This is a genomic window from Chryseobacterium gotjawalense (assembly GCF_030012525.1).
GTDB lineage: Bacteria > Bacteroidota > Bacteroidia > Flavobacteriales > Weeksellaceae > Kaistella > Kaistella gotjawalense.
Genome location: NZ_CP124855.1, coordinates 2,660,703 through 2,684,555 on the forward strand (window position 1 = coordinate 2,660,703; position 23,853 = coordinate 2,684,555).

The window sequence follows — 23,853 nt, forward strand, 5'->3', positions numbered from 1 at the left end:
CCATTATTATCGTTTTATGAAAAAAATCGTTTCCATTCTTTTAATCTTAAGTTATTTCGCTGTTTTTGCACAATCAGATACCGCGCAGGTGGTAGTTCCAAACAGGAAAAACGCTGCCGCAACAATTTCGAAACCTTATGTGATCTTAATCTCCGCTGATGGTTTCCGACACGACTATCCTGAAAAATTTCAAACCAAAAATCTTTTAAAATTAGTGGAAAACGGCGTTTCAGCAAAGGCCATGCTGCCAAGTTTTCCTACCATCACTTTTCCGAATCACTGGAGCTTAATTACCGGTTTGTATCCTGCGCATCACGGCTTGATTGATAATTATTTCTACGATTATCAAAAGAAAAAGTTGTACGCCATGAGCAATAAGGAAGCTGCAGAAGACGGTTCCTGGTATGGCGGAACACCGCTTTGGACTTTGGCAGAGAAACAGGGAGCCCTTTCTGCCTCGATGATGTGGGTGGGTTCTGCAAGTGATGCCGGTGGTATGCGCCCAACCTATTATTACCACTACCATGAAAAATTTACGCCTAACGAAAAAGTGGCGAAAGTAATAGACTGGCTCCAGTTACCGGAAGACCGTCGTCCCCATTTCATCAGTTTGTATTTCCCGGAAGTAGATGCAAGTGGACATCATTTCGGGCCGGAAAGTAAAGAAACCGAAAATGCAGTTCAGGTAATAGATCAGGCCATCGGAAATTTAGTTGAAAAAGTCAATCAGCTTGGGTTGAAAAACGTCAACTTTATTTTTGTTTCTGATCATGGAATGATAAAGGTAGATCTGGAAAATCCGATAGAAATCCCCGAAATTCTTTTTGATAAAAACCGCTTTGACTTTTATAATGCACAAACATTATTGAGAGTTGTGGTGAAAAATCCAGCAGAAATACAATCCGTTTACAAAGAATTGAAGAGAAATAAAACACCGGATTATGATGTTTTCCTGAATAAAAGATTCCCAAAGAAATTGAATTTTGCACTGAAAGACGATCGCTATAATCGAATCGGACAAATTCTACTCGTTCCAAAAGCTCCAAAAATATTTTTAGAAAAAGGCAAAAATACTTCTGTCGGGAAACATGGTTACAGTCCCTATGAAGTTTCTGAAATGAAAGCAACTTTTATCGCTTTCGGCCCAGCTTTCAAACAAGATAAAAAAGTAAATGTGTTTCAAAACGTAAATATTTATCCCATTGTTACTGATATTTTAAATTTAAAAATTACGGAACCGATTGATGGAACGCAAAAAACAGCGAAAGAAGTCCTCAAAAAATAAAAAAAAAATCCGGCTGAGTTGTCAACCGGATTTTTAATTATATAAGGATTCTTAATTTTTCAAAGACTGCATGTCAATGACAAAACGGTACCTCACATCGCTCTTTAACATTCTTTCGTAAGCTTTGTTGATGTATTGTATGTTGATCATTTCAATTTCCGGTAAAATATTGTGTTCGCCGCAGAAATCCAGCATTTCCTGAGTTTCTTTAATTCCGCCAATGACAGAGCCGGCAACTGATCTTCTGCCCAAAATCATCGGTGGCGTCGATAATGCATTTTCCAGTTTTCCGATAAATCCTACTAAAACCAAAGTTCCATTGATATTCAATGTTGCCAGATAAGGATTGATATCGTGATCGTAAGGAACAGTGTCGATGATTAAATCGAATTTTCCTGCGGCGGCTTTCATTTCATTTTCGTAAGTGGAAATGACAACGGCGTGTGCTCCTAAATCCAAAGCATCCTGAATTTTATCCGGGCTTCTGGAGATTAAAGTTACTTCGGCGCCCAATGCTCTTGCCAGTTTAATCGCCATGTGGCCCAATCCTCCCAAACCAACGACAGCGACTTTGCTTCCTTCTTTTACATTCCAGTGTCTCAATGGTGACCAGGTGGTAATTCCCGCACAAAGTAACGGTGCGACCGCTTTTAGGTCTAAGTTTTCTGGAATTTGTAAAACAAAATCTTCATCAACTATTATTTTTTCGGAGTATCCTCCAAAGGTTTGTTGGTTTAGATATCGGTCTTTTCCATTGTAAGTTCCGGTAGATCCATTGAGGCAATATTGTTCAAGATCATGTCTGCAGCTTTCGCATTCTCTGCAGGAATCCACCAGACAGCCCACACCAGCTAAATCACCGACTTTAAATTTGGTCACTTCATCGCCGACTTTGGTTATTCTTCCGATAATTTCGTGTCCGGGAACGGCCGGATATTTTGTGCCGCCCCAATGATTTCTAGCAGTGTGCAAATCACTGTGACAGACGCCGCAATATAAAATATCAATCTCGATATCCTTCGGTTGCACCTCTCGCCGGTCGATGGTCATTTCTTTTAAATCATCATCTTTTGAGGGTGTTCCAAATGCTTTTATATGAAGGTTGTTGCTCATTTTTTTAATTTTAATTTAACAAAGATAATAGGTTAACGAAAGAAACTATGTTAATAAAGTCCTAAATAATTATGGCTGGAATTGTAAAAGTCAGGCCTCTGGAATCCACACCGAAACATTTCCCGCCGGAACAGGAAAGTTTCCCCAACCGTTTTCATCGATGGTGATTTTATCTGCAAACCAACCCATAAAATCGTAAAAAGTTTGTTCGGCATATTGCGCTCCTATTTCCATTGGTTTGTTGTAGGCGTCTTTATTGCTGAGAACCACTGCGCAACCATGATGACCGCTGTCACCTTCACGAACCCAGCCGAGACAATTTGCGTCTTCAAAATAATCGCGCTGATCTCCGTAAGCAAATAATTTTCTGGCTTTCAAGAGTTCCTCAATCTTCTCCACTTTATCAAGAAATATTTCCTGATCATTTCCTTCTTTGTCTTTATCGGTATAGTGTGCTCCAAATAAATCGGGGTAGAAAACACAGGGATAACCGTCTTTTCTCAATAAAATTAAAGCATACGCCAACGGCTTAAACCATTTTTCAACCGGAGCTTCCAGTTCCTGCAAAGGCTGCGTGTCGTGATTGTCTACCAGCGTTACTGATAGAAGTGGGTTGGCCTGGGTTAAAGTTTCATCAAAGATTTCCCTTAAATCATATTCGGCACCCGCTAAAGAAGCAACATGAAAATTCTGCTGTAGCGAAGAATCAAATAAACTCATCGAACCTTCTGTGGTTGCGATATATTCTTCCAAAAGGTGCACTTCTCCAGGCGCCCAATATTCGCCGACTGCGAAAATGTTCTTTCCGGTATTCGCTCTTAAAGTGTAGAGCCATTCCTTATAAAATTCAGGCGATTGATGTTTTACGGCATCTATACGGACACCGTCAAAATGAATCTGGTCGTGATACCATTTGCCCCAATTATTTAATTCTTCGCGTACAAAAGGGTTTCTTTGGTCGATGTTGTTGTACATTAAATAGTCATAATTTCCTTTTTCATCAGAAATCATTTCTTCCCAACCTTCGCCGTGATCATTGATGATTTGGTAAATTCCTTCTTCCTGACCTTCGGCAAAATCAACCCCGGAAAAGCATTGAAAAGTCCACTTAAAATTTGAATATTTTTCGCCTCTTCCTGGAAAAGTAAATTGAGTGTAGGATTCTATTTCGAAAGGTTCAGACAGGTTTTCCTGGCGGTTTTCGGGATTCACTTTTACAGCATGGAATTTTTCTTTTTCATCACCACCGGCTTTGTGATTGAGGACAATATCAACAATTACAGAAATTCCGTTTTCCTGCAGCGTTTTGCAGCAATTAAGGTATTGTTCTTTGGTTCCGTATTTCGTGGCAACGGTCCCTTTCTGGTCAAATTCTCCCAAATCATATAAGTCATAAGGATCATAACCTACCGAATAACCGCCACCAGCACCTTTGTACGCGGGAGGGAACCAAACTGCAGAAATTCCTAATTCCTTTAAATAAGAAGTTGAATTTTTAATCTGATCATACAGTTGCGAATTTCCATCTGAGTACCAATGGAAAAACTGAATCATGGTTGGGTTCATATGTAAAGATTTTGAAATGGAGGAGCAAAAACCATCCCGAAATGGCTATAGAAGTCGGTTTTTTTGTTTTTAAAGGATTGAAATTGGTTTCAAAAGTTATTTTATGGAGTTTTGAGCGTGTTTAAAATAGAATTAAATAAGCGCTTACTATTGCCAAAGGAATATTAAAAAAAAGAACGGACCATATCCAAAGACCTTATATAGGACTTGTTGCGATTTAATTGCCTTTTTCGGTGGAGGATAAAATTACTACTAAATGATCAGAAAGATTTTCAGTTCCTGGTTATGCCACAAAAAAAAGCCGCAAAAATGCGGCTTCTAATGGATGGTGTTGAAGAAATTATTTATCAGCAACAATATTCAGTTCGAGGTCAACTTCCTGGGAAATCATCCAGTCTTTTGGGTCGCCTTCAGCGCCGTAAGCTAAGCCCCAATCCTGTCTGTTGATGGTAAATTTAGACACGAAATTTACTTTCCCGTCAGTCACTTCCACTTTCGCAGGGAAAGTTACGTTTACTGTTTTGTCTTTGATGGTAAGGTTTCCGCTTACTATTTTGTTGGCTCCTTCTACTTTACTTTCTGTACCTTCAGCAATATCTTCTACTTTAGTAATGTCGAATTTCACACTTGGATATTTTGCAACATCGAAGAAATCTGCACTTTTCAAATGCATGTCGAGGTCAGCAGCAGTTTTTCCTTCAGTTATTTTAGGATCTACGGCAGTAGGATCCGTGGTTAAAGTATTGATGTCTGAAACCAAGCTTCCTGAAGTGATGTTTCCGTTTTCTACAGAAAAGGTCCCTGTCGTTTTGGTAGTTCCAAATCTTGGATTCAATCCGCCTTTGTGGTAAGCAGTCCAGTTCACTGTGCTGCTGTCTGAATTTACGGTAAAGGTTTCACCTGCATGTTCAGCAACGGCTTGTTCTGTGGTAGCGGTAGCGTTGTCGGTTTTTGATTCCTTACATGATACGGCAACCAGAGCGACTGAAAGTACCAAAATTGATATTTTTTTCATTGTAAAATATTTAATTGTTAATTTGATGCAAAATTAAAGCGGATAATCGAGGCAGGTATTGACCTATGATAAGAAGTGCAGAAATGATTGAACAAAGTTCAAATGAGAAAGGAAAATCATTGATATCCTTCAAAAGGGGAGGAGACCGCGAAACGGTGAAATTAAAAAAAGAGAAGTCAACTGATGCTCAGGCGTTCTAAATTGATTAATCTGCGATACCAAATTTTTTGACTTCTACTTTCTTTTACTTTAAGAACGAAATTTTCTAAAGTTTTCACAATACCTTCTTCTAAGTTTGCAGTCTGCACATTGTAATCAATTTACATATTTTGAGGAAGTACGGTGTCTTGCAAGGTCTTGTTCTGGCCTGGCTTTTTCCCGTCCTGAAATACCTGTTTTTTCATTTAGAGCCTGGTTAAATTTAAATAAAACCACAAAGTCACAAAGTTTAGAGAAATCTTAATTATTCTTCATTCCTTAATGTTGAAGAATAAGCGATCAATTCTATTTTTTTTAACCACAAAAAGTCACAAGGTTTAGAGAAATCTTAATTATTCTTCATTCCTTAATGTTGAAAAATAAGCGATCAATTCTATTTCTTTTAACCACAAAGGAGTCACAAAGGTTTTGAATCTTAAAGTTTAAAGAGCTTAAAAATAAAATAGTTTAAACAGGCTCTTGGTAAAATTGTTTGTTTTTAATTTGAGCGCAAAGAATCACCGTGAATAATTGTGAGATGGATTTATGATCAGAAACGCGGTTGTATCTAAATCCGCTTTTAGCATGCTGTTGATTTTAGATAGGTCTCTTACTGGATGCCGAATTTCTTTACTTCCACTTTTTTCTCTTTTACTTTGAGAAGGATATTTTCAAGAATTTTTACCACGTCCTGTTCGGCAACCGCAGACTCAATGTTTTTGTCTACATAGACATTTTTCTGCAATACCTGGCTTTCCAGCGAGACGTGATAGGTTCCTAAAGGGATATAGGCCGTGTATTCCCCTACGGCGTTGGTGTAGAAAGTAAATATTTTGCCGGAGGTGTTTCTGAAAAGAACCGGTATTCCCGCAAGATGCTCCTGAACCTCATATTGAGTTTTCGACGTTTTCTCATAGACCACCTTGCCTCTCATGATGCTGGTTTTTTCCAGCGGAAGCGTGAGGAATATTTCTTTCTGCTGAAGGTCTATTTTGCTGGCATCGCCATACCAGTCGTTCTCTACTGATTTTACCTTATATTCACCGTAAGGCACCTTGCGGTATCTGATGTTGCCGTCATCGCCGGAAATGAAGATGGTATTGTTGATTTTTACTTTTACGCCCCTGGCAGGTTGGTCGGTTTCCGGATCGTAAATATTATTATTGTTAAGGTCATAGAAGGTGAAAATCTTGATGCTTCCGTTTTTATATTTCACGGTTTCATCACCTATGCTGGGTAAATCCTGAGTGACTCCCAACTGGTAATAATTATTTCCCGTGCGGAAACCGTTTCGCGAGTAGATGCTGTAATTATAGCTGCCAAAGATTTTCGTCGCGCGGAACAGGCGGTAATCGAAATTGGAGTTGAAGGAAAAGCTGTTTCCTGACTGAGTGTCGAGATTAGCCATGGTACTGAGATTCAGATTCAGCTTATTGTTCAGGAGGATGAGCCGGTAGGTCGCTAAGGCTGAAAGTTTTTCGGTGTCAGAACTTAGATCGCCATTGCGGTTTCCTTCATAAAGCATGAAATTTCCCCGCTGATAGTTGGTGCTGAGCATCAGGTTCATGTGCTGCAAGTTAGCCTGAAAACTGTAAATATGCTGCGGTTCTGTAATGTCCTGGTAGTACGAAATTCCCTGTGCGTAAGTAAAGGTGATTCTGTTTTTTTGGTCTGCTGTACTGTAGTTAAGTGTAGTGGCCAGCGAGGCAGAATTAAATTGTACAGGCAACCGCGAAAAATAATCTCCAAGAAACACATCTGATTTTTCGGTGGAAAATTGTGAAATCATATTGACTCCAATTCTTTTCGCGATGGTAAAATTAGAACCGAGCTCTGCCCGGTGCCTCTGCGTAAGCGAATTGAATTGGTAGAGCGGCTCAATATTTTTTGGGTCATACATATTAAGGCTGTAAGCTCCGTAAAGAGAGAATTTCTCAAAAGATCTGCTTACGCGCTGTTCAGAGACTGTGCTGCCCCGTTTAATTCCCGGATAGTAACCGCTGCTGTGATAATTGGCAGAGCTGAACGCATATTTGTCCCAGGTTTTACGGTAGTTAAGGCCTATGGATACCGAAGATTCTGCATTATTATCATCCGTTACGGATCGTGTATGACCATAACCAAGGTCGATGCCGTATGATTCGTTTATCCTGTTGTTATATTCATATCCCCCTTTGATGATAAAGCTTTTCTGGAAAGTGTCGGTGTCTAAAATCACTTCGCCATCCAGCGATTTGTCTTCATCCATGCTGTAGGCCGTTTTAGCAAATGCAGAATATCCGCGCGGTAAATTATTAAACCGGACTGGATCGAAGATATTGTAGCTTTTTTCAACTGCACCGGCAGTAATCATTGTTTTTCGCTCTGCATCGGGGGTATAGGTAAATTGTGCACCTCTTCCATTTAGAGTAATCTCTAAATCAGAGCTGTTAAGGTTCCCAAGCTGTACGCCGAACTCCTTATGCTCCAACTTCAGCCAGGAATTTTGAAAAAGCATTTTTGTGTCAAGATTGGGCCAGTAAGTCCCGTTGAGGTTTACCGTGGCTTTGGTATTGCCTAAATTCACTTCTGTGCGGACGTCAACATTGTGAGAAGCTGAAAATTTATCAAAAGGATTGCTGGTGCTCCAGGAAATATGATTTGCGCTACCACCGCGATAGCTGTTGTTCTGAAGCGGATCTATATACCGGCGGTTTCCTAATGCATTCTGTACGGTCACCATGGTATTACCAAAAAATTCTTTATTGCTGTTTGTTCCCGCGACATTTACTGTGAAAATCTCCAGTTTTAACAGATCGCGGTCAATGATTTTTGAAAAAACGACTTCCTGACTGGTAAAGGGCTGGAGGGTCACTTTTTTTTTCATAACCGTTTCGCTGCCCAGATATTGCGGAAAGGTTGCATATATTTCTGCCTGCTCGGTTTGGTTGCCACCATTGGTCACCTGAGACGAAATTTTCAGAGAATCTCCCACCCTGTAGATAAGAATTTGCGGGTCATTGGCAGAGATCCTCAGGAGGCGCTTAGGTTCTACCGTCAGTACAGTTTCCCACGATGCTACCGTTTTTTTTGTAGAATCCTGCAAGTTCAGTGTGATGACTGAAGAGCCGGCGGGCTGCCTTTTTTCAATAAAAATTTTAAAAGGAAGAAAAACTTTTTCTTTGGGCTCAATTTTAATAAGGGTTCCCGTGTTCAGTACCCGTACGCCGTCGTCGGTTTTGGTTACAAGATGTAAATTCTGAAGGGTTTCGCTTTTGTTTTCAATGCTGACCATCAAGCTCCGCATCTCGCCATTGGCCACCACAATTGCTTTGTCGGTTTCGATGGATATCCCATCACTCTGGGAATAAGCGAGTGTTGTTCCGAGTATGAAAAAGAAGCTGAATATAGTCCTTAATAAGCCCACAGTTATTTATTGAGGAATCATGGTATAAACCAGCGTTCCTGAGTATTGTTCGGATGATTTGTTGAAAAATGTAGGATCTCCTGCCTGTGTGGAATAAATGGTGTCAAAGAATTTGGCTGTGCTGTGTAAGCCGCTGGTTAATACATTCTGCTGCGAACTGGAAAGATTCACGGTTCCGGTAACAGTCTGGGTTTGACTGTCGCGTACACTTAATTTGACGGCATTTACCGGCAGGGTTTTGTTGGTGCTGCTGATCAGGTCGGTGTTGAGCGTATTTACCCGTACAACGTACGGCGTATTTGAGAATGTAGAAAATGCTTTGGTTAAGGTTTTGGAAACGCCATTTGCATAATCATTCGCTGTTTTAAATTCCAGCAGAACATTTTTTGCGGTTTGGTCAAACTGAATGCCGTAAGTGGGAGAGTTTGGAGGGGGTCCACTAGGCATAATCTGCATCTCAAATCTAAGCGGTGCCGTCGCCTGTAATTCTCCCTTCGCATTCTTAAGTTCTATCATTAGATTAACTACATAATTTTGCGGAGAGTAATACTCCTGCAGGTAGGCGCCACCATCAATAATAAGATGATAATTCAGGTTTGTCGAAAAATATTTATTATTGACCTGGAAACTGTACTTTGAGTTCTTCACCAGATCTGTAGTAGTATTTAAAGCCGGAAACGGAACGGGGCTTGTTATAAGACCCATATTTCCTGGAGTGGGATAGACCCCATCTGAATTGGGTCCGTTACTGGTGAGATAACTGAACTGAAACTTCAAGCTGGAAGGAGGAAAATTCTTGGAGCCGTTGGTAATATTCCCATTTACACGGAAAGACAGGGTCCATTCTTTCATTTGATTTCCCTGAGAATCCTGCAATTCCAGAAAAATTACAGAATGGTTATTAACCTGCAGTCCATTATAATTTTGTACGCCGGCCCAGCCAGGTGCCCACGCGGTAACTTTTACTGGCTGTGCGCTATAAATAGCGGTCCACAGTATACTGATAAAAAGCAAAGTCTTATTCATATACAAAAGCCAGTTCGGCCATTTTTATCGTATCATCGTCGCCATAAGACAGGGTGGATGAAGCAGTGTATTTTCCGGGTTTTAAATTTTTCGGTAGCGGAACCGTTACGTTTCTTCGGTCACCGGGAAGGGTGTAGATAATCTGATCGGCGAGTTCGTATTTGGTACCATCATTCACATTCACCAGTTCTGTAATTACCGTACCGTCGGTCCAGGTATTTCCTGTATTCTGCAGAGAAAGATCCAGATTTCTGGCTTTCTTTTCGAACCGGTAATCATTAAATTCGATATTGGGATTTGCTGGCGTGTTGTAGCGGTGGTAAATCTTGACCCCCGATCTTAAACTTACCTTCACAAGAGCGCCCTGTTCGAACGAATCTACAGGATTGGTCTGCGTAATGAAAAGCAGAGCGGTATGCACTTGCACCGAATCGGTTTGGGCCGGGGCGGTAAGTGTAACTTCAAGCTCATGGGTTTCCCCTGGCGGAAGTGTAAAATAAGATTGCGGCTTCACCGTAATCCATGAGGCTCCAGAATTAGGCAGTGTCCCTGGGTCTGCCATGATGTTATTCCCACTTTCTTCGTATTGCCAGTCGCTTAATGAAACGGTCAGATTTAAAGAAGTGCTTTTGCTCGTATTGGTCACCAGAATCCTGTTCACCGTGGATTCCCCGGCGACAGAAGTTACATACGTTCTTGGTGGGCTTACACTCAATCCTGTCTGGCCCTGAACGGTAACAAAGGGAACCAGCAACAGAAAAAAAAGATATTGGAGATTCTTCATATAATTGAAAAAAGACAATTTAAGAGCGTCTTAAATTGTCTTTAGAGATATTGAAAATTAGATTACTTTGCAATAATAGAGTACACTAAATTCGCGGTATATGTTGTCTTTGCACCACCCACAACACGTGATAAATAATCATTATTACCTGCTGCTTTGTAATTAACACTGATGTTTCCACTTCCTGCGGCAGTACTTCCGCCAATGATCTGCTCAGTCCCTGACAGAGCTACTTCAGAAGCCGGGACAAATATTAAAGGAGTTGTTCCGGTAGTGGTTCCTTGAGAAGCGATAATTTTAATGTCCGTTAATGGAATTGCTGTTCCTGCTCCTGATAAGTTAGTATCAGTTGACTTTACTTTTACATCAAATGCTCCGGTACTGAATACGTTTAAATGATCAACTTCCGTCTTGTTAACACCATTTAAGTAATCTGCTGAAGTTTTGTAGTCTAAGTCTACGACTTTTGATGGGTTCACCACGATAGACTGTAAAGGGTAAAGGTTAACGTTAAGTGTTACATCTCCAGTTGCAGGTCCTGCGGTTTGTGCATTAGCTGCAAATAATCCTCCTAAGAACGTTGCGAATAAAATTGCTTTTTTCATAATTTTTTTTTGTTGTTGTTGTTTCAAATGTTGTTGGTAAGCTAGGTGCTTTTTTGATGGTGCAAAGGTAATGTGCTACTAGTTAAAGTACTTTATGAAAAAAAACAAATAACTTATACATTTGTTCATCCAAACGTCTATTGCAGTTTTTGTTTTTATCAATGTTTTTTTTTGCATTATCTTTATTTTAATACCGTTCGGTTTGTTCCTTTTTCAGGGGACCGCATTTCTGGCCTGAAGTTTTTAAGGGGTAGAAATATGAAACAACACCGCTTTTCCCGCTGATTTGATCAGGAGGAAAAGCGGGAAGGGAATATGCTAGTGGTGTGTTAGTAACAGTCTGTGAACCAGGCTTTACTGAGGTTCAATACTGTAGACTACCTGAGTGGTATATACCGTTGGATTCTTGTTCTTGGTAAAGAGATTAAGATATTTGTTGTCTCCTTTTGCAGTGTAGTTGATATTAAATGCTTTACTGGCTCCCACAGCGCTTGAAATAAGTTCGACGTAAGAAGCTGATAGCAGTACCGGGGCAGAGATAAACGATTCATAGCCAATGGTGGTACCTTTACTCGCTGTAACTGTAATGTCACCGGCATCAATTCCGGCTGCACTGTTTGCGGTTGACTGCAACCGAGGGTCCGCAGTCTTTACGCGGATTACGTAGCCACCTGTACTGTAGATCTGTAAATGGTTTTCTTTGTTAAGGCTGACCCCGTTGCTGTAATCTTCTCTGGTTCTGTATTCCAAGTTTACGGTTTGATCCGCAGCATTGATCATCAGGGTTTGAACGGGATGCAAAACTATATTCAGGACTGCAGCACCGTCACTCTGAGCAGTTGCTTTTTTCGGGAACAGGGCGGTAAGCAGAAGGAGACCGAAAGTTATGAGAGTCTTCATTGTACAAATTATTAATTGGAACTAAGACGAGCCGACCGAAGATTTGGAATCTGGCTTATTGCATGGTCACGGAACTCACTGGGTGAACTGTTCGTGTGTTTACGGAAGAAATTACTGAAATTGCTCTCTTCTGAAAATCCTAGTTCCTGACTAATGGTCTTGATGGGAGTTTCTGTTCCCCGCAGTAGTTTCTTGGCTTTTTCCAACGCCTTGGCAGTAATGAACCGTTTTGCGGTACATCCGTACATGGTCTGCACTGCGTTATCCAGGGTCCGTTTTGTGATGTTGAGCTGCGATGCATAATGTTCCATGGTGAAACTGAAGGTGGTTTCTTTCTGCAACAGATAAACAAACTCATTGGCTATTTCTTTTTCGTAACTGTCTTTACGGTATTCATACAGCTTGGGATCGTGTACCATCAGGGTGCGGATCAGGATAAATTCCAGAAAGTTGACCAGCAGGTTTTTAGCGAAAATAATATTCATTAACCCTTCCTGTGTAGGCAGATAGTAATATTTCATTATTGAGGTGTAGGACATGAAATTATTTTCCACCGCCATTCCGAGAGGATCTCTGAAGAAAATTCCCCTCTTGATGTGCTGCAGAAATTCAAGTCTGTCCACGAAAAGATCGACTTTAAACCAGATCAGAAGCGCACTTTTGGTTTCACCCAAATACTGAACCGGGCTTTTTGGAGGTATAAAATAGAAAGTTTCAGGTGGAAGATGCACTTCATTATCGAAAATAAGCAGATGTACATTTTCTGTTGCGGAATACAGGATGGAATATCCTGAAAAATTAATCATCTTGTCTTCGTCCTGTATATCTGTAAGGGTGCTAAGTCCCCAATCTCTCAATGTTTTCATTAACTGTATTTATAATGCGTATTATTTCCGTGTGGAAGAATAATATGATAAAGATATTAAATTTTTACTGATAATACTAGGAATAAAATATGATTTATGTTATTGAATCTTCAAACGGGATTTTCAGCTGCACAGAAATCTGTTTTTTTTCCTGTGTATTGAGGTTAGAAAGTGATAATCCCAGCAGACGCACGGGTTTGTCAAATGGTCGCAGTCCCCAAAGGTTTTGAGCGGTTTCGTAGAAGTCCTGAGCATTGTCAAAATAGACTTCCTGCGTTCTGCTACGCGTATACACGGTGAAATCTTTATATTTAATCTTGAGTGTTAAAGACTTTCCTTTGATTTCTTTTTTAGAAAGCCGCGCTTCCAGTTCAGCGCTGATGATTTGCAACTGCTTAAAAACAGCATCTTCATCCAAAAGGTTTTCCCAGAAAGTTTCTTCTACCGCGACACTTTTTTGGATGCGGTGAGGTTTTACTTCGCTTTTATGAATTCCGCGAACCACGTTGTAATAATAATTCCCCGCCTTTCCGAAAAGCCGTATCAGTTCTTCCAGTGATTTCTCCTTTAATTCTTTGCCGGTGAAAATGTGAAGTTCATGCATTTTGTTGGCCGTCACTTTTCCAATTCCGTAGAATTTTTCGATCGGAAGTTTTTCCATAAACTCAAGAATCTGAGTCGGATGAATGGTTTTCTGTCCGTTGGGTTTGCGGTAATCGGAAGCCACTTTTGCCAGAAATTTATTCACAGAAATTCCCGCAGAAGCTGTAAGCCCGGTTTCTTCGAAAATACGGTTTCTGATTTGCCGCGCGATTTCCTGTGCAGATTCGATGCCTTTTTTATTTTCCGTCACATCCAGGTAAGCTTCATCCAAAGAAAGCGGTTCCACCAAATCGGTGAATTCATAAAAGATTTTTCTGATCTGCTGAGAAATTTCCTTGTAGCGGTTGAACCGCGGTTTTACGACAATCAGATGCGGACATTTTTCTAAAGCAATCCTTCCAGGCATCGCAGAACGGATCCCAAATTTACGGGCTTCATAACTTGCTGCGGCAACCACGCCATGTTGCCCACCGCCTACCACCAAAGGTTTTCCTTTAAGTTCCGGAAAGTCATGTTGTTCTACAGAAGCGTAAAACGCATCCATATCCACATGAATTATTTTTCGGTCGGTTTGCATGGTGTAAAATTATAAAATGGGATTGGTATCCCCATTAATTATTATGTCTTTAAGAAAAAATGGTGTAAATTTGGATATAACCAGTGACAACAATATTCTTTAAAAAAATAAAACTAATATGACAGACGATAAATTAGCAGTCCTCATCGATGCGGACAATGTTCCCTACAAAAATGTAAAAGAAATGCTGGAGGAAATTTCTAAAAATGGAACGCCAACCATCAAAAGGATTTATGCCGACTGGACCAAGCCCACGGTTTCCGGATGGAAAAATGTGCTCCTGGAAAATGCGATCACTCCAATCCAGCAATACAGTTATACGACAGGAAAAAATTCCAGCGACAGTGCCTTGATTATCGATGCGATGGATATTTTGTATTCCGAAAAGGTCAATGGTTTTTGCATCGTTTCCAGCGACAGCGATTTTACGAGACTGGCGACAAGACTTCGGGAAGCCGGAATGAACGTAATCGGATTTGGCGAAAAAAAGACACCGAAACCATTTATATCAGCCTGCGATAAATTTATTTATCTGGAAATTTTAAATAATACAGACGATTCTGAAAAAGATTCCGAAAAGGATTCTGAAAATACAGTCACTAAAAAAGCGGAAAAACCAAAACGGAAAAAAGAACCGCTCAGCAAAGTTGACGGTAGAACGATTAAATTGATTACTGAAAGTATTAACGATCTGGGAGATGAAGATGGTTGGACTTTCCTCGGGAATCTCGGCAGTTTCATTATTAAAAAGAAACCTGATTTCGATCCAAGAAATTTCGGTTTTCCAAAACTTTTACCTTTAATTAAAAGCATCGGTAAAATCGAAATTGATGAACGCGAAACCGGCGTGAATAATATCAGACACATTTATGTGAAAGTGAAATAGCGTCTCTTTTTTACCGCAAAAGGAACAAAAGTTTTATTCTTTTGAAGTTCTTCAAAAGCCCAGGAAGTTGCATGATTTTCTGTTTCCCCTTGCCTTAAAAGTCAGCATACAGTGCAGGTTGCTATCAGTGGAAGTGCAGTAGAAATAGAGCATGCGCCGGTTTGTTTTGCTGTCTTACCTCATTTTTGTGCCTGATCCCATTGATTTGAAACAAAAGAAACGCATCCCGAAAAGATGCGTTTCTCTATTTATATGGTTGATGGAAATTAAGCGTTGTAATTCTTCACCAACCCTTTTACAATTTTGATGACGTTCGGCATTGCTTTATCGGCGGCTTGCAGAACTTCTTCGTGCGAAACAGTGAAGGCGATATCCGGTCCGCCAACATCAGTGATAATGGAAATCCCAAAACAATCCATACCTTGATGCTTAGCGACGATTACTTCCGGAACGGTGCTCATTCCAACAGCGTCGCCGCCGATGGCTTTTATCATTCCGTATTCTGCCGGCGTTTCAAAAGTTGGGCCCTGCAACGCAACGTAACAACCTTGATGCGCTTTAATGCCTAAATATTTGGCAACATTTAAAGCAACTTCAATCATGTTTTTGTTGTACGGTTCGCTCATGTCCACAAACCGTGGGCCGAGTTCGTCTAAGTTTTTTCCACGCAGCGGATGTTCCGGCATCATGTTGATATGATCGTTAATAATCATTACATCGGCAACATTGAATGCGGGATTTACGCCACCGGCAGCATTCGATAAAATCAGATTTTTAATTCCCAATAAATGAAAAACCCGGAAAGGGAAAACGATGGTTTGAATATCGTGCCCTTCATAATAATGAAATCTGCCGCTCATCATCAGCACTTTTTTACCCTCAAGTTTTCCGTAAATTAATTGTCCGCCATGTCCGGCGACGGTCGTTTGGGGGAAATTCGGGATTTCAGGATATTCTAAAATATGAATCGGTTCCACTTCGTCTTTCAGTTTTCCTAAACCGGAACCTAAAACGATTGCAAAATCTGGGGTGTCCTGAATCATGTTTTTAATAAAACGAGCAGTCTCTTTAATTTTTTCTAACATAATCTAAAATGATTTGATTAAAATCTTCCTTTCGGTCAATATTCACATTGATGGGCCAATAGTAAACAAGATCTCTAAGATAATCAAAAGTTTTCAGCCTTACGTAGTCTTTTTCGGTGGTGAGAATGAGTTTATATTCGCCAAGTTTTTTATATTCTGCAATGATATTTTTAATGTCCTGATCGGTAAAATTATGATGATCCCGAAATTTTAAATGCTTTACCTTTTTTGAAAAACGAGATAAATGTTTAAGCAAAGGTTTCGGATTGGCGATTCCGGTAATTAATAAAATGTCATAGTAATCCAGATTATTATCAGGAATCATTTTGTCCCTGGAATACACATTTTCATCATAACCAATACTCGAAAAGAAAACTTTCTGGTCATGTTGAGGTTTGATTCTCGAAATGTAATATTGTTTTTTTTCGTCGGTCAAATCTTCCGGACATTTGGAAACCATAATGATTTGGGCACGTTTTGCGCCGCTTCTGCTTTCACGCAAATCCCCTGCCGGTAACAGAAAATCTCTAAAATAAGGATCATTATAATCCGTCATCAAAATATTGAAGCCAGGTTTTATGGCGCGGTGTTGATAAGCGTCGTCCAGTAATAAGACATTTAAATCCATGTCGGCGATCATCTTTTTTGCACCGGGAACTCTTTCTTCAGAAACGCCGATAACAAAACGGTTTTTAAATCTTTCAAAAAGCTGCATTGCTTCATCACCAACAGTTTTGTAATTGCTGTCGTAATTCGTGATGCCGTAACCTTTAGTTACTCGTCCGTAACCACGGGATAATACGCCTGTTCGGTAATGCCTGGATAAAAGATCCGCGATATACATCACCATTGGCGATTTTCCGCTGCCGCCCACCGAAAGATTGCCGACATTGATGATCGGAGTTTTAAATGTGGTCGATTTATAGATTCCCCAGTTATACATTGTATTTCTAATGGCAGTTGCCAAATGATAACCCAGGGAAAAAGGGTAGAGGTACCATCTTTTCATAGGGTTCAAAATTACGACTTTTTAACAGTACAGGAAACAGTTAAAACCTCATTTTTGTCAGTTCCTTAATTTTAATGAATGATATAAATTTTGTAATTATGGCCGTGGTGTTTAAACAATTTGCTTAATTTTGCTTCCTTAGTTTTACCTCATGAGCAAAAAAAATGTGGCCGTCGTGATGGGCGGATATTCTGATGAATATAAAGTATCCCTGAAAAGTGGTCAGTTGATTTTCGATTCTCTGGACCGCGATCTTTATAATGTATATAAAGTAGTCATTTTAAAAGATGAATGGTATTTCCTGGACGACCGTGGTGAAAAAGCCCCCATTAATAAAGAAGATTTTTCGGTAAGTTTAAGCAGTGGATTTCAGGTGAAGTTTGATGTCTGTTTTAATATTATTCACGGAAGACCTGGCGAGAACGGCGAACTTCAGGCGTATTGGAATACCATCGGTCAAAAATATACGGGCTGTGATTTTTATCAGAGTGCCTTAACCTTTAATAAAAAAGATACCTTAGCCGTTCTTTCAAAATACGGAATTCCATCGGCGAAAAGTATTTATTTAAGGCATGGTGAAGAAATTAAGGAGGATGAAATCATCAAAGAATTAGGCTTGCCGCTTTTTGTAAAACCGAATCAGTCGGGTTCCTCTCTGGGAATTTCGAAAGTGAAAGAACAGTCAGAATTAAAGAAAGCGCTGGAATTTGCTTTTGCTGAAGACGAAGAAATTTTAATTGAAAGTTTCCTCGATGGAATGGAGGTTTCAGTGGGCGTTGTTGATTTCAATAATGAAACCATTGTTTTAGGAATTACCGAAATTGTTCCTCACAAAGAGTTTTTCGATTATGAAGCGAAATATGAAGGTGCTTCCGAAGAAATTACTCCCGCCAGAATTGATGATGAAACCCGTTTAAAAGTAGAAGAGATTTCGAAACGCGCGTATGAAGCCTTAGGAATGAGTGGATTCTCAAGAAGTGAATTCATCATTATGAAGGGAATTCCTTATATGCTCGAAATGAATACCAATCCGGGATTTTCACCGGCATCCATTTTGCCGCAACAGGCTGCTATTTATGGGATTTCCATTAAAGATCTGTGTGGGAATGAAGTAGAAAAAGCATTAGCGAAAAATTAAATAAAACCTTTTTATTTTAGATTTAAAATTATTTTTCATCTAAAATTTTATCATTCAAAATCTAAATTCATCTATGAGAGTCGCTGTTTTCCCAGGTTCATTCGATCCTATCACGCTTGGTCATTATGATATTGTCGAAAGGGCTTATCCTTTATTTGATAAAATAATTATCGCGATCGGACAAAATTCACAGAAAAAATACATGTTCTCTCTGGAGCAGAGAATGGAGTTTATCCGCAAATCATTTGAGAAATTTCCCAATATCGAAGTTGATCATTTTGAGGGTTTAACCATCAATTACTGTCGGAGCAAAAATGTAAATTTCATCTTGCGCGGACTAAGAAACCCAGCAGATTTCGAGTTCGAGAAAGCCATTGCACAAACCAACCGGGAATTGACCAAAGACAATATGATTGAAACGATATTCTTATTAACTTCTTCCGGCAAATCATTCATCAGCAGCAGCATCGTCCGTGAAATCATCACCTTTGAAGGCAATTATGAAATCCTGGTTCCGGAAGCGGTGCGTGTTCATAAAATGAGCAATAAATAATGGGTAATGAGCAATCCTGATTATAATCAAATTTTTTAGAGATAGAACAAAAAAGCTGTGCATTTCGATCCTCAGAGCTCTTTCTGGGTTGGCTTATTCTGAGGATTTATAAGTGATTAGAAAACAAATTTATGGTTCCTCAAGTTCCTCAGAAAAATTAAATTATTTAAAAATAGAATGTGATGAAACTGTAATGGTGATGACCAGTTACAAGAAAAACTTTCGGATAGCCTGCCGCAATAGATAATGAACGTTAACAACAGGTAATGAGCCGCAAAAATTAGCCAATACCAATTACTTATTTATAAATTAGCAGTTCAGATTACTCATTACCTATTATTCATTACTTATTAAAAACATGGTTCAGGAAAACTTTACATTAGCCATTGAAATATTGGGCACTATTGCATTTGCGATGTCGGGCAGTTTTGCTGCGATGCAGAAGCGGTTGGATCCTTTCGGTGTACTCATCATTGCCTTTGTCACTTCTGTCGGCGGCGGAACGATCCGTGATTTGTTGCTCGGCGTTCCCATTTTTTGGATGCACGATATGGTGATATGCTCGGTAATTTTCGTTACCTGTATTGTTTCTATGATTTTCAAGTCACTGGAAAAAAAGTTCAAGGTCACCCTTTTTATTTTCGACAGTTTTGGGCTGGGGCTTTTCACCATTGTTGGAATTCAGAAAGGGATGAATGCCGATCTGCATCCTTTGATCTGTATTACTTTAGGGACGATTACAGGATGTTTTGGGGGAATTACCCGTGATATTTTACTGAACAGAATTCCACTGATTTTCCGGAAAGAAATTTACGCAACAGCCTGTATTGTCGGCGGCGGTATATTTTTGATGTTGGTGAAGTACACGGCACTTTCTTACGCTTTTGTACAGATTTCCACCATATTTCTGATTGTTGCCATCCGAACATTATCGATCAAATACCAGTGGCAGATACCGAAATTTTACGGGGTAGATAATAATTCGGAAATGTAAGTGTTATTGTGTTTTTTAGGAGCAACAAGAGCAGGTTTTCTCAGAAATACCGGTCCCGTTCTCCGTTCTATCTTTTCCTTTTTTTTCCAAAAAAGAAAAAGGATGCCACTGCGATCGGGGCTAAAATACCATTCAGTTGTTTTTTCAAAAAGCAGCAACTGTTCTTTTCGTCATAAAGAGTTTCATAAAATTCAGTCAAACGGATTATAAACAGCCCTTTCCTGCGCTCACAATTCCCCATAAAAAAAGTCTGAAATAACTCAGACTTTCTTACTTTACCTTAAATAATTATTTTCTATTAAGAGAATTTCCCTCTGTTCCGCATATTTGGATTATGCATGTGTTTCTGCATTGACGGCATTTTCAACTGATCTTTCATCATTTTAATCTGGTCGGTCATCATTCCGGCAGTGTCTAATTTTTTAGCTTCTTCCAGTAAGTTTTTCGCTTCCTGGCGTCTTCCTTTCTGCATCGCTCCTGCTGCAATATTCAAGGTGGCCATGGCGCGGTCATGTTTCATATTCAAACCATATTCCAGGGCTTTTCTCATAAATGGTTCTACCTTCGACGGATTGTCCTGTGCCAAAGTAAGTCCCTGTAAATAATGAAAATAACCATACTGAGTCCTGTGCAACTGCGACTTATAATTGGTGATTTTATCAAGCCAACTTGAGGCTTTTACCATATTCTGTTTTCTTAAAAACCAAAATGCCAATAAAATATATTCGTTTTTAAAGAAAAGCAAAACAGGAATGGCAGATAAAATAACCACTACGATTCCCCAGCCGATATTTCTGTTCATCATCAGATAAACTCCGCAGGCAATCATTATGGCTGTGATGACGAATTTTATGTATTTATTCATTGTTAAAATTTAGTGGTGCAAAGATAATAATTTGTGTCGAGAATTGAAGTCTATGTAGAATTCCTGAATTTTAAGTTAATTTTACTTTTCGCTCATAGGTCTGAAAACAGAAATCAAACTCATTTTTGTCGTCTTTTCCATGACAAACCTCTTCTGTTTTATTCCAGATTTTAGGACTTATTTTGGGGAAAAAAGTATCCGCTTTGATATTGGTTTTTACCAGAGTTACCTCGATTTTATCTGTTAATTCAAGGGTTTGTTCATAAATATTTCCGCCGCCGATAATGAAAATCTCCTCATCAATTTTCTTGGCAAATTTCACGGCTTCTTTGATACTGCCGACAATCAAAATCCCTTCTTCGAACCAGTCTTTTTTTCTGCTGACTACAATATTCGTGCGGTTGGGAAGCGGTTTGCCAATACTTTCATAAGTTTTGCGGCCCATGATAATGGGATGCCCGGAAGTAATTTCTTTAAAATGGTTCAAGTCTTTTGGAAGATGCCAAAGTAATTGATTGTCTGCACCAATTTCATTGTCTAACCCCATTGCTACAACAATTGTAATCATTTTATTTAAATTTTCACAAATTTAGCACATAATTTGTATATTTGGGTATCACTTTAAATTAAAAAAATAATAAACTATGAGAAATAAAGGATGCATGAGCGCCGGAACAATCGGTATTGCTCTTCTTGTTATTGCCGTACTGGTTTTTTTCTGGGGCAAAAATGGGTACAATAATTTCGTTGCCAAAGAACAGACCGTCAATACAAAATGGTCAAATGTTGAAACTGTTTATCAGAAACGGGCGAACCTGATTCCCAATTTGGAACGGACCGTAAAATCGTATTCGCAATTCGAACAGGGTACTTTAACCAAAGTAATAGAAGCGCGTTCAAAAGCGACCTCAATTACCATCGATCCTACCAATATGACTGAAGGAGATATGGCGAAGTTTCAAGCCGCTCAAGGGGAGCTTACAGGTTCTTTAAGCAGATTGATGGCCGTGGTAGAAAGTTATCCTAATCTGAAAGCGGATCAGCAGTACATTAATTTCCAAAGAGAATATACGGCGATAGAAAACAGCATCCGAAGCGAAACGGTCTATTATAACGAATCGGCGCAGGCATATAATACGGCGATTAAAACGTTCCCGAATAATATTTTGGCGAACTTTACCAACTTTAAAGAGAAACCTTATTTTAAAGCTGAAGTTGGCGCGGAAAAAGCACCAGAAGTTTTTACCAATTAAATGAATACTTTCCTCACAGATTATCAAATGGCTTCTCTGGTAGAAGCCATTCAAACAGCAGAAAACCAATCCACCGGAGAAATCAGGATTCATATCGATTCCACCACCGAAGGAAATAATGCAGAGATTGCTTTTGAAGTTTTCAAAAAACTTTGTAAGGATCAGACTGCTGAAAAAAATGCTGTGCTTTTTCATGTGAATTTTGAACAGCAATATCTTACCATCATCGGTGACGAAGGAATCCATAAAAAAGTTCACCAACAATTTTGGGATCAGATGCATGATGAAATTACAACAGCATTTTCCAAAGGCAAGTATTTCGAAGGTTTGAAAAAAGGCATTGTAGAAACCGGTATTGAATTGAAAAAACATTTCCCGATTGTGGGAGAAAATCCAAATGAACTTCCCAATGAGATTACGTTCTCGTAACTATTTTTTAGCTTTTCTTTTATTAGGTTTAAACATTTTTGTTTTTGCCCAGAAAGTTCCAGAAAAACCAGCAGTTCTTTATCCGGTTTACGATCAGGTAGGACTTTTGACGCAAACTGAAAAAGATCAACTGAATCAAAAACTGATTAAATTTTCAGATTCAACTTCTACTGAAATTGAAGTGATTATTATTCCCACAACCGGTGGTGAAGATGTGAATTATTTGGCGACAATGTATGGCGAAAAATGGGGAATCGGCCAAAAAGGAATTGATAATGGAATTGTTTTCCTTATCGCGACCGAGGATCATACCATGTCGATCCAGCAGGGACGCGCCGTTGAGCAGTATTTAACTGCGTCGGTTGCCGGACAGATTATGGATTATATCGTTACCCCGAATTTTAAGAAAGGTTTGTGGTACGAAGGAATCAACCGTGGAACAACTGCGCTCATGGAAGCGGTTCAGGGGAAATTTAAACCTATTGTCAAAGATACTTCCAGTGAAAAAGGTTTAAGTCCGGGTCAACTCGTGATGATTGCTTTTTTTGTCTTCATCATCCTTAGCTTTTTATTTAAAAATGGCGGCCGGGGTGGTGGCGGTAATAATGATGACGATGATGTGATTCTTTCCCGAAGAGGACGAAGTATTTATCCCGGTGGATTCTTCCCATTCCCAGGCAGCTTCGGTGGCGGTGGATTTGGCGGCGGTTCCCGCGGCGGTGGCGGATTCGGTGGCTTCGGCGGTGGCGGAAGTTTCGGTGGCGGTGGTGCTTCTGGCGGTTGGTAATACTTTTTTTGTAATTAAGTTTACAATATCCAATTAACATAAAAAAAATTCAGCTCCGATATTCCAGAGCTGAATTTTTATTTGGACTAAAGCGAAATTTTATCGGATCGAAATACTTCCACCGCTGCTTTCTTTCTGGCTGACGATGTTTAAATTCCCTTTTCTCGTAATTTCAATTCCTCCGGACGAACTTGCTGAAGCTTTAAGTTGATTAGAAACAGAAAGGCTTACATCACCACTGCTCGATGCGCTGATGTCGCCATTTTCAGCAATAACGTTTTTGGCGTTTAAGGTGCCGGATGAGGAGGCTTTCAAAGTAGCGTTTTTTGTTTTTCCGGAAATAATGATATCACCGGAAGAAGTCACTTCAGATTCCAGATTTACTGCCCAGACCGTTCCGGAATACGTTCCTGAACTCGATACGTCAATCGATAAATCATTGGCCTCCAGATTTCCTTTAATCGTTCCTGAACTGGAAACTTCAATGTCGGTTTTTTCCTGAGTGAATTTATCTTTTATGATTATCGTTGCGGATGAGCTGGCTTTAATGGTATTAAAATCTTTAGCAAAAATTTTCACCGAGATATTCCGTGCTGAAATATTAAGATTTGGTTTAAAGTGGATGTATAGCTTACCGCCATTGTTTTCCACTAAAATATCATCTAAAATATCAGCAGGAGCTGTGACCACGACTTTTTCTTCGTCCGCTTTTATTACCTCTGCATTAATGGATTGCGCGACTTTAATTTCATCAAAAGACATTTTATATTCCTGGGTTTTGAGGATGCCGGTTCCTTCTTTTGGCGTCAGATTAAAAGGAAATCCATTCTCAGATTTGATGTTGCAGGAAGATAAGGTTAAAAATGCGGCGAGTACAGAAATAGAGATTGTTTTCATAGACTGGGGGTAT

Annotated in this window: 23 protein-coding genes; 8 read left to right on the top strand and 15 right to left on the bottom strand. The window is 39.6% G+C overall.

Annotated elements, in window-relative coordinates; genetic code table 11:
- Positions 1-16: 16 nt before the first annotated feature.
- Entirely contained in the window at positions 17-1,285 is a 1,269-nt protein-coding gene (locus tag QGN23_RS12175) for an alkaline phosphatase family protein (protein ID WP_282904546.1), read from the top strand.
- Positions 1,286-1,336: 51 nt separating this feature from the next.
- On the opposite strand, the gene QGN23_RS12180 is transcribed toward QGN23_RS12175, so the two are convergent.
- The 10 genes from QGN23_RS12180 to dinB form a co-directional block, all read right to left on the bottom strand.
- Positions 1,337-2,398 carry an NAD(P)-dependent alcohol dehydrogenase gene (locus tag QGN23_RS12180; RefSeq protein WP_282904547.1) on the bottom strand — a complete coding sequence of 354 codons (1,062 nt, stop codon included), beginning with the start codon at positions 2,396-2,398 and terminating at the stop codon, positions 1,337-1,339.
- A gap of 90 nt (positions 2,399-2,488) precedes the next feature.
- On the bottom strand, positions 2,489-3,964 hold the full coding sequence (locus QGN23_RS12185) for an alpha-amylase (protein ID WP_282904548.1): 1,476 nt from the start codon (positions 3,962-3,964) through the stop codon (positions 2,489-2,491).
- Positions 3,965-4,304: 340 nt separating this feature from the next.
- On the bottom strand, positions 4,305-4,979 hold the full coding sequence (locus tag QGN23_RS12190; RefSeq protein ID WP_282904549.1) for a YceI family protein: 675 nt from the start codon (positions 4,977-4,979) through the stop codon (positions 4,305-4,307).
- An 808-nt stretch (positions 4,980-5,787) separates the two neighbouring features.
- Positions 5,788-8,583: a hypothetical protein gene (locus QGN23_RS12195; protein ID WP_282904550.1), complete on the bottom strand. Its 2,796-nt coding sequence runs from the start codon at positions 8,581-8,583 to the stop codon at positions 5,788-5,790.
- 6 nt (positions 8,584-8,589) lie between these two features.
- A complete protein-coding gene (locus QGN23_RS12200; protein WP_282904551.1) occupies positions 8,590-9,609 on the bottom strand; it encodes a hypothetical protein in 1,020 nt (339 codons plus the stop codon).
- The gene (locus QGN23_RS12205) at positions 9,602-10,393 is read right to left on the bottom strand and encodes a fimbrial biogenesis chaperone (RefSeq protein WP_282904552.1); all 792 of its coding nucleotides are present in this window, start codon (positions 10,391-10,393) and stop codon (positions 9,602-9,604) included. The genes QGN23_RS12200 and QGN23_RS12205 overlap by 8 nt, the downstream gene beginning before the upstream one ends.
- Before the next feature lie 62 nt (positions 10,394-10,455).
- Positions 10,456-10,998, bottom strand: a complete 543-nt coding sequence (locus QGN23_RS12210; protein WP_282904553.1) for a hypothetical protein — start codon at positions 10,996-10,998, stop codon at positions 10,456-10,458.
- A gap of 354 nt (positions 10,999-11,352) precedes the next feature.
- The gene (locus QGN23_RS12215; protein ID WP_282904554.1) at positions 11,353-11,898 is read right to left on the bottom strand and encodes a hypothetical protein; all 546 of its coding nucleotides are present in this window, start codon (positions 11,896-11,898) and stop codon (positions 11,353-11,355) included.
- A gap of 11 nt (positions 11,899-11,909) precedes the next feature.
- The gene (locus tag QGN23_RS12220) at positions 11,910-12,764 is read right to left on the bottom strand and encodes a helix-turn-helix domain-containing protein (RefSeq protein WP_282904555.1); all 855 of its coding nucleotides are present in this window, start codon (positions 12,762-12,764) and stop codon (positions 11,910-11,912) included.
- Between the two features lie 94 nt (positions 12,765-12,858).
- Positions 12,859-13,944, bottom strand: a complete 1,086-nt coding sequence (gene dinB / locus QGN23_RS12225; protein WP_282904557.1) for a DNA polymerase IV — start codon at positions 13,942-13,944, stop codon at positions 12,859-12,861.
- 118 nt (positions 13,945-14,062) lie between these two features.
- Between dinB and QGN23_RS12230 the strand changes: the two genes are divergently transcribed.
- Positions 14,063-14,830: an NYN domain-containing protein gene (locus QGN23_RS12230; protein WP_282904558.1), complete on the top strand. Its 768-nt coding sequence runs from the start codon at positions 14,063-14,065 to the stop codon at positions 14,828-14,830.
- 266 nt (positions 14,831-15,096) lie between these two features.
- Here the strand turns inward: QGN23_RS12230 and QGN23_RS12235 are convergent, their stop codons facing one another.
- On the bottom strand, positions 15,097-15,915 hold the full coding sequence (locus QGN23_RS12235) for a purine-nucleoside phosphorylase (protein WP_282904559.1): 819 nt from the start codon (positions 15,913-15,915) through the stop codon (positions 15,097-15,099).
- Complete coding sequence (lpxK, locus tag QGN23_RS12240) at positions 15,899-16,924, bottom strand: tetraacyldisaccharide 4'-kinase (RefSeq protein ID WP_282904560.1); 1,026 nt, start codon at positions 16,922-16,924, stop codon at positions 15,899-15,901. The genes QGN23_RS12235 and lpxK overlap by 17 nt, the downstream gene beginning before the upstream one ends.
- A gap of 151 nt (positions 16,925-17,075) precedes the next feature.
- Here lpxK and QGN23_RS12245 point away from each other — a divergent pair, with 151 nt between their 5' ends.
- The 3 genes from QGN23_RS12245 to QGN23_RS12255 all read left to right on the top strand — a co-directional run bounded on the left by QGN23_RS12245 (position 17,076) and on the right by QGN23_RS12255 (position 19,609).
- A complete protein-coding gene (locus QGN23_RS12245; RefSeq protein WP_282904561.1) occupies positions 17,076-18,062 on the top strand; it encodes a D-alanine--D-alanine ligase in 987 nt (328 codons plus the stop codon).
- A gap of 73 nt (positions 18,063-18,135) precedes the next feature.
- Complete coding sequence (gene coaD, locus QGN23_RS12250; protein ID WP_282904562.1) at positions 18,136-18,615, top strand: pantetheine-phosphate adenylyltransferase; 480 nt, start codon at positions 18,136-18,138, stop codon at positions 18,613-18,615.
- 358 nt (positions 18,616-18,973) lie between these two features.
- Positions 18,974-19,609 (top strand): trimeric intracellular cation channel family protein, encoded by a 636-nt coding sequence (locus QGN23_RS12255; RefSeq protein ID WP_133439597.1) that lies wholly within the window; start codon positions 18,974-18,976, stop codon positions 19,607-19,609.
- Between the two features lie 298 nt (positions 19,610-19,907).
- Here QGN23_RS12255 and QGN23_RS12260 read toward each other — a convergent pair whose 3' ends face one another.
- Positions 19,908-20,474, bottom strand: coding sequence for a DUF2892 domain-containing protein (locus QGN23_RS12260; protein ID WP_133439598.1), 567 nt, complete (start codon positions 20,472-20,474; stop codon positions 19,908-19,910).
- Positions 20,475-20,544: 70 nt separating this feature from the next.
- Complete coding sequence (locus QGN23_RS12265) at positions 20,545-21,042, bottom strand: dihydrofolate reductase (RefSeq protein ID WP_282904563.1); 498 nt, start codon at positions 21,040-21,042, stop codon at positions 20,545-20,547.
- 76 nt (positions 21,043-21,118) lie between these two features.
- On the opposite strand from QGN23_RS12265, the gene QGN23_RS12270 reads away from it, so the two are divergent.
- Genes QGN23_RS12270 through QGN23_RS12280 form a run of 3 tightly spaced genes read left to right on the top strand, consistent with a single transcriptional unit; the run spans position 21,119 to position 22,943 of the window.
- The gene (locus QGN23_RS12270; protein WP_282904564.1) at positions 21,119-21,727 is read left to right on the top strand and encodes a LemA family protein; all 609 of its coding nucleotides are present in this window, start codon (positions 21,119-21,121) and stop codon (positions 21,725-21,727) included.
- Positions 21,728-22,156, top strand: a complete 429-nt coding sequence (locus QGN23_RS12275; RefSeq protein ID WP_282904565.1) for a TPM domain-containing protein — start codon at positions 21,728-21,730, stop codon at positions 22,154-22,156.
- Positions 22,137-22,943 carry a TPM domain-containing protein gene (locus QGN23_RS12280; RefSeq protein ID WP_282904566.1) on the top strand — a complete coding sequence of 269 codons (807 nt, stop codon included), beginning with the start codon at positions 22,137-22,139 and terminating at the stop codon, positions 22,941-22,943. The genes QGN23_RS12275 and QGN23_RS12280 overlap by 20 nt, the downstream gene beginning before the upstream one ends.
- Positions 22,944-23,042: 99 nt before the next feature.
- Here QGN23_RS12280 and QGN23_RS12285 read toward each other — a convergent pair whose 3' ends face one another.
- Positions 23,043-23,840 (bottom strand): head GIN domain-containing protein, encoded by a 798-nt coding sequence (locus QGN23_RS12285; protein WP_282904567.1) that lies wholly within the window; start codon positions 23,838-23,840, stop codon positions 23,043-23,045.
- Positions 23,841-23,853: the final 13 nt, after the last annotated feature.

Excerpts from the sequence above, each read along its gene's own strand:
- QGN23_RS12245 (WP_282904561.1), top strand. The coding sequence starts at position 17,076 with ATGAGCAAAAAAAATGTGGCCGTCGTGATGGGCGGATATTCTGATGAA.
- QGN23_RS12275 (WP_282904565.1), top strand. The coding sequence starts at position 21,728 with ATGAATACTTTCCTCACAGATTATCAAATGGCTTCTCTGGTAGAAGCC.
- QGN23_RS12265 (WP_282904563.1), bottom strand. The coding sequence starts at position 21,042 with ATGATTACAATTGTTGTAGCAATGGGGTTAGACAATGAAATTGGTGCA.
- lpxK (WP_282904560.1), bottom strand. The coding sequence starts at position 16,924 with ATGAAAAGATGGTACCTCTACCCTTTTTCCCTGGGTTATCATTTGGCA.
- QGN23_RS12205 (WP_282904552.1), bottom strand. The coding sequence starts at position 10,393 with ATGAAGAATCTCCAATATCTTTTTTTTCTGTTGCTGGTTCCCTTTGTT.
- QGN23_RS12260 (WP_133439598.1), bottom strand. The coding sequence starts at position 20,474 with ATGAATAAATACATAAAATTCGTCATCACAGCCATAATGATTGCCTGC.
- QGN23_RS12255 (WP_133439597.1), top strand. The coding sequence starts at position 18,974 with ATGGTTCAGGAAAACTTTACATTAGCCATTGAAATATTGGGCACTATT.
- QGN23_RS12210 (WP_282904553.1), bottom strand. The coding sequence starts at position 10,998 with ATGAAAAAAGCAATTTTATTCGCAACGTTCTTAGGAGGATTATTTGCA.
- QGN23_RS12220 (WP_282904555.1), bottom strand. The coding sequence starts at position 12,764 with ATGAAAACATTGAGAGATTGGGGACTTAGCACCCTTACAGATATACAG.
- QGN23_RS12215 (WP_282904554.1), bottom strand. The coding sequence starts at position 11,898 with ATGAAGACTCTCATAACTTTCGGTCTCCTTCTGCTTACCGCCCTGTTC.
- QGN23_RS12285 (WP_282904567.1), bottom strand. The coding sequence starts at position 23,840 with ATGAAAACAATCTCTATTTCTGTACTCGCCGCATTTTTAACCTTATCT.
- QGN23_RS12280 (WP_282904566.1), top strand. The coding sequence starts at position 22,137 with ATGAGATTACGTTCTCGTAACTATTTTTTAGCTTTTCTTTTATTAGGT.
- QGN23_RS12200 (WP_282904551.1), bottom strand. The coding sequence starts at position 9,609 with ATGAATAAGACTTTGCTTTTTATCAGTATACTGTGGACCGCTATTTAT.
- QGN23_RS12175 (WP_282904546.1), top strand. The coding sequence starts at position 17 with ATGAAAAAAATCGTTTCCATTCTTTTAATCTTAAGTTATTTCGCTGTT.
- coaD (WP_282904562.1), top strand. The coding sequence starts at position 18,136 with ATGAGAGTCGCTGTTTTCCCAGGTTCATTCGATCCTATCACGCTTGGT.
- QGN23_RS12180 (WP_282904547.1), bottom strand. The coding sequence starts at position 2,398 with ATGAGCAACAACCTTCATATAAAAGCATTTGGAACACCCTCAAAAGAT.
- QGN23_RS12270 (WP_282904564.1), top strand. The coding sequence starts at position 21,119 with ATGAGAAATAAAGGATGCATGAGCGCCGGAACAATCGGTATTGCTCTT.
- QGN23_RS12235 (WP_282904559.1), bottom strand. The coding sequence starts at position 15,915 with ATGTTAGAAAAAATTAAAGAGACTGCTCGTTTTATTAAAAACATGATT.
- QGN23_RS12185 (WP_282904548.1), bottom strand. The coding sequence starts at position 3,964 with ATGAACCCAACCATGATTCAGTTTTTCCATTGGTACTCAGATGGAAAT.
- QGN23_RS12190 (WP_282904549.1), bottom strand. The coding sequence starts at position 4,979 with ATGAAAAAAATATCAATTTTGGTACTTTCAGTCGCTCTGGTTGCCGTA.
- QGN23_RS12230 (WP_282904558.1), top strand. The coding sequence starts at position 14,063 with ATGACAGACGATAAATTAGCAGTCCTCATCGATGCGGACAATGTTCCC.
- dinB (WP_282904557.1), bottom strand. The coding sequence starts at position 13,944 with ATGCAAACCGACCGAAAAATAATTCATGTGGATATGGATGCGTTTTAC.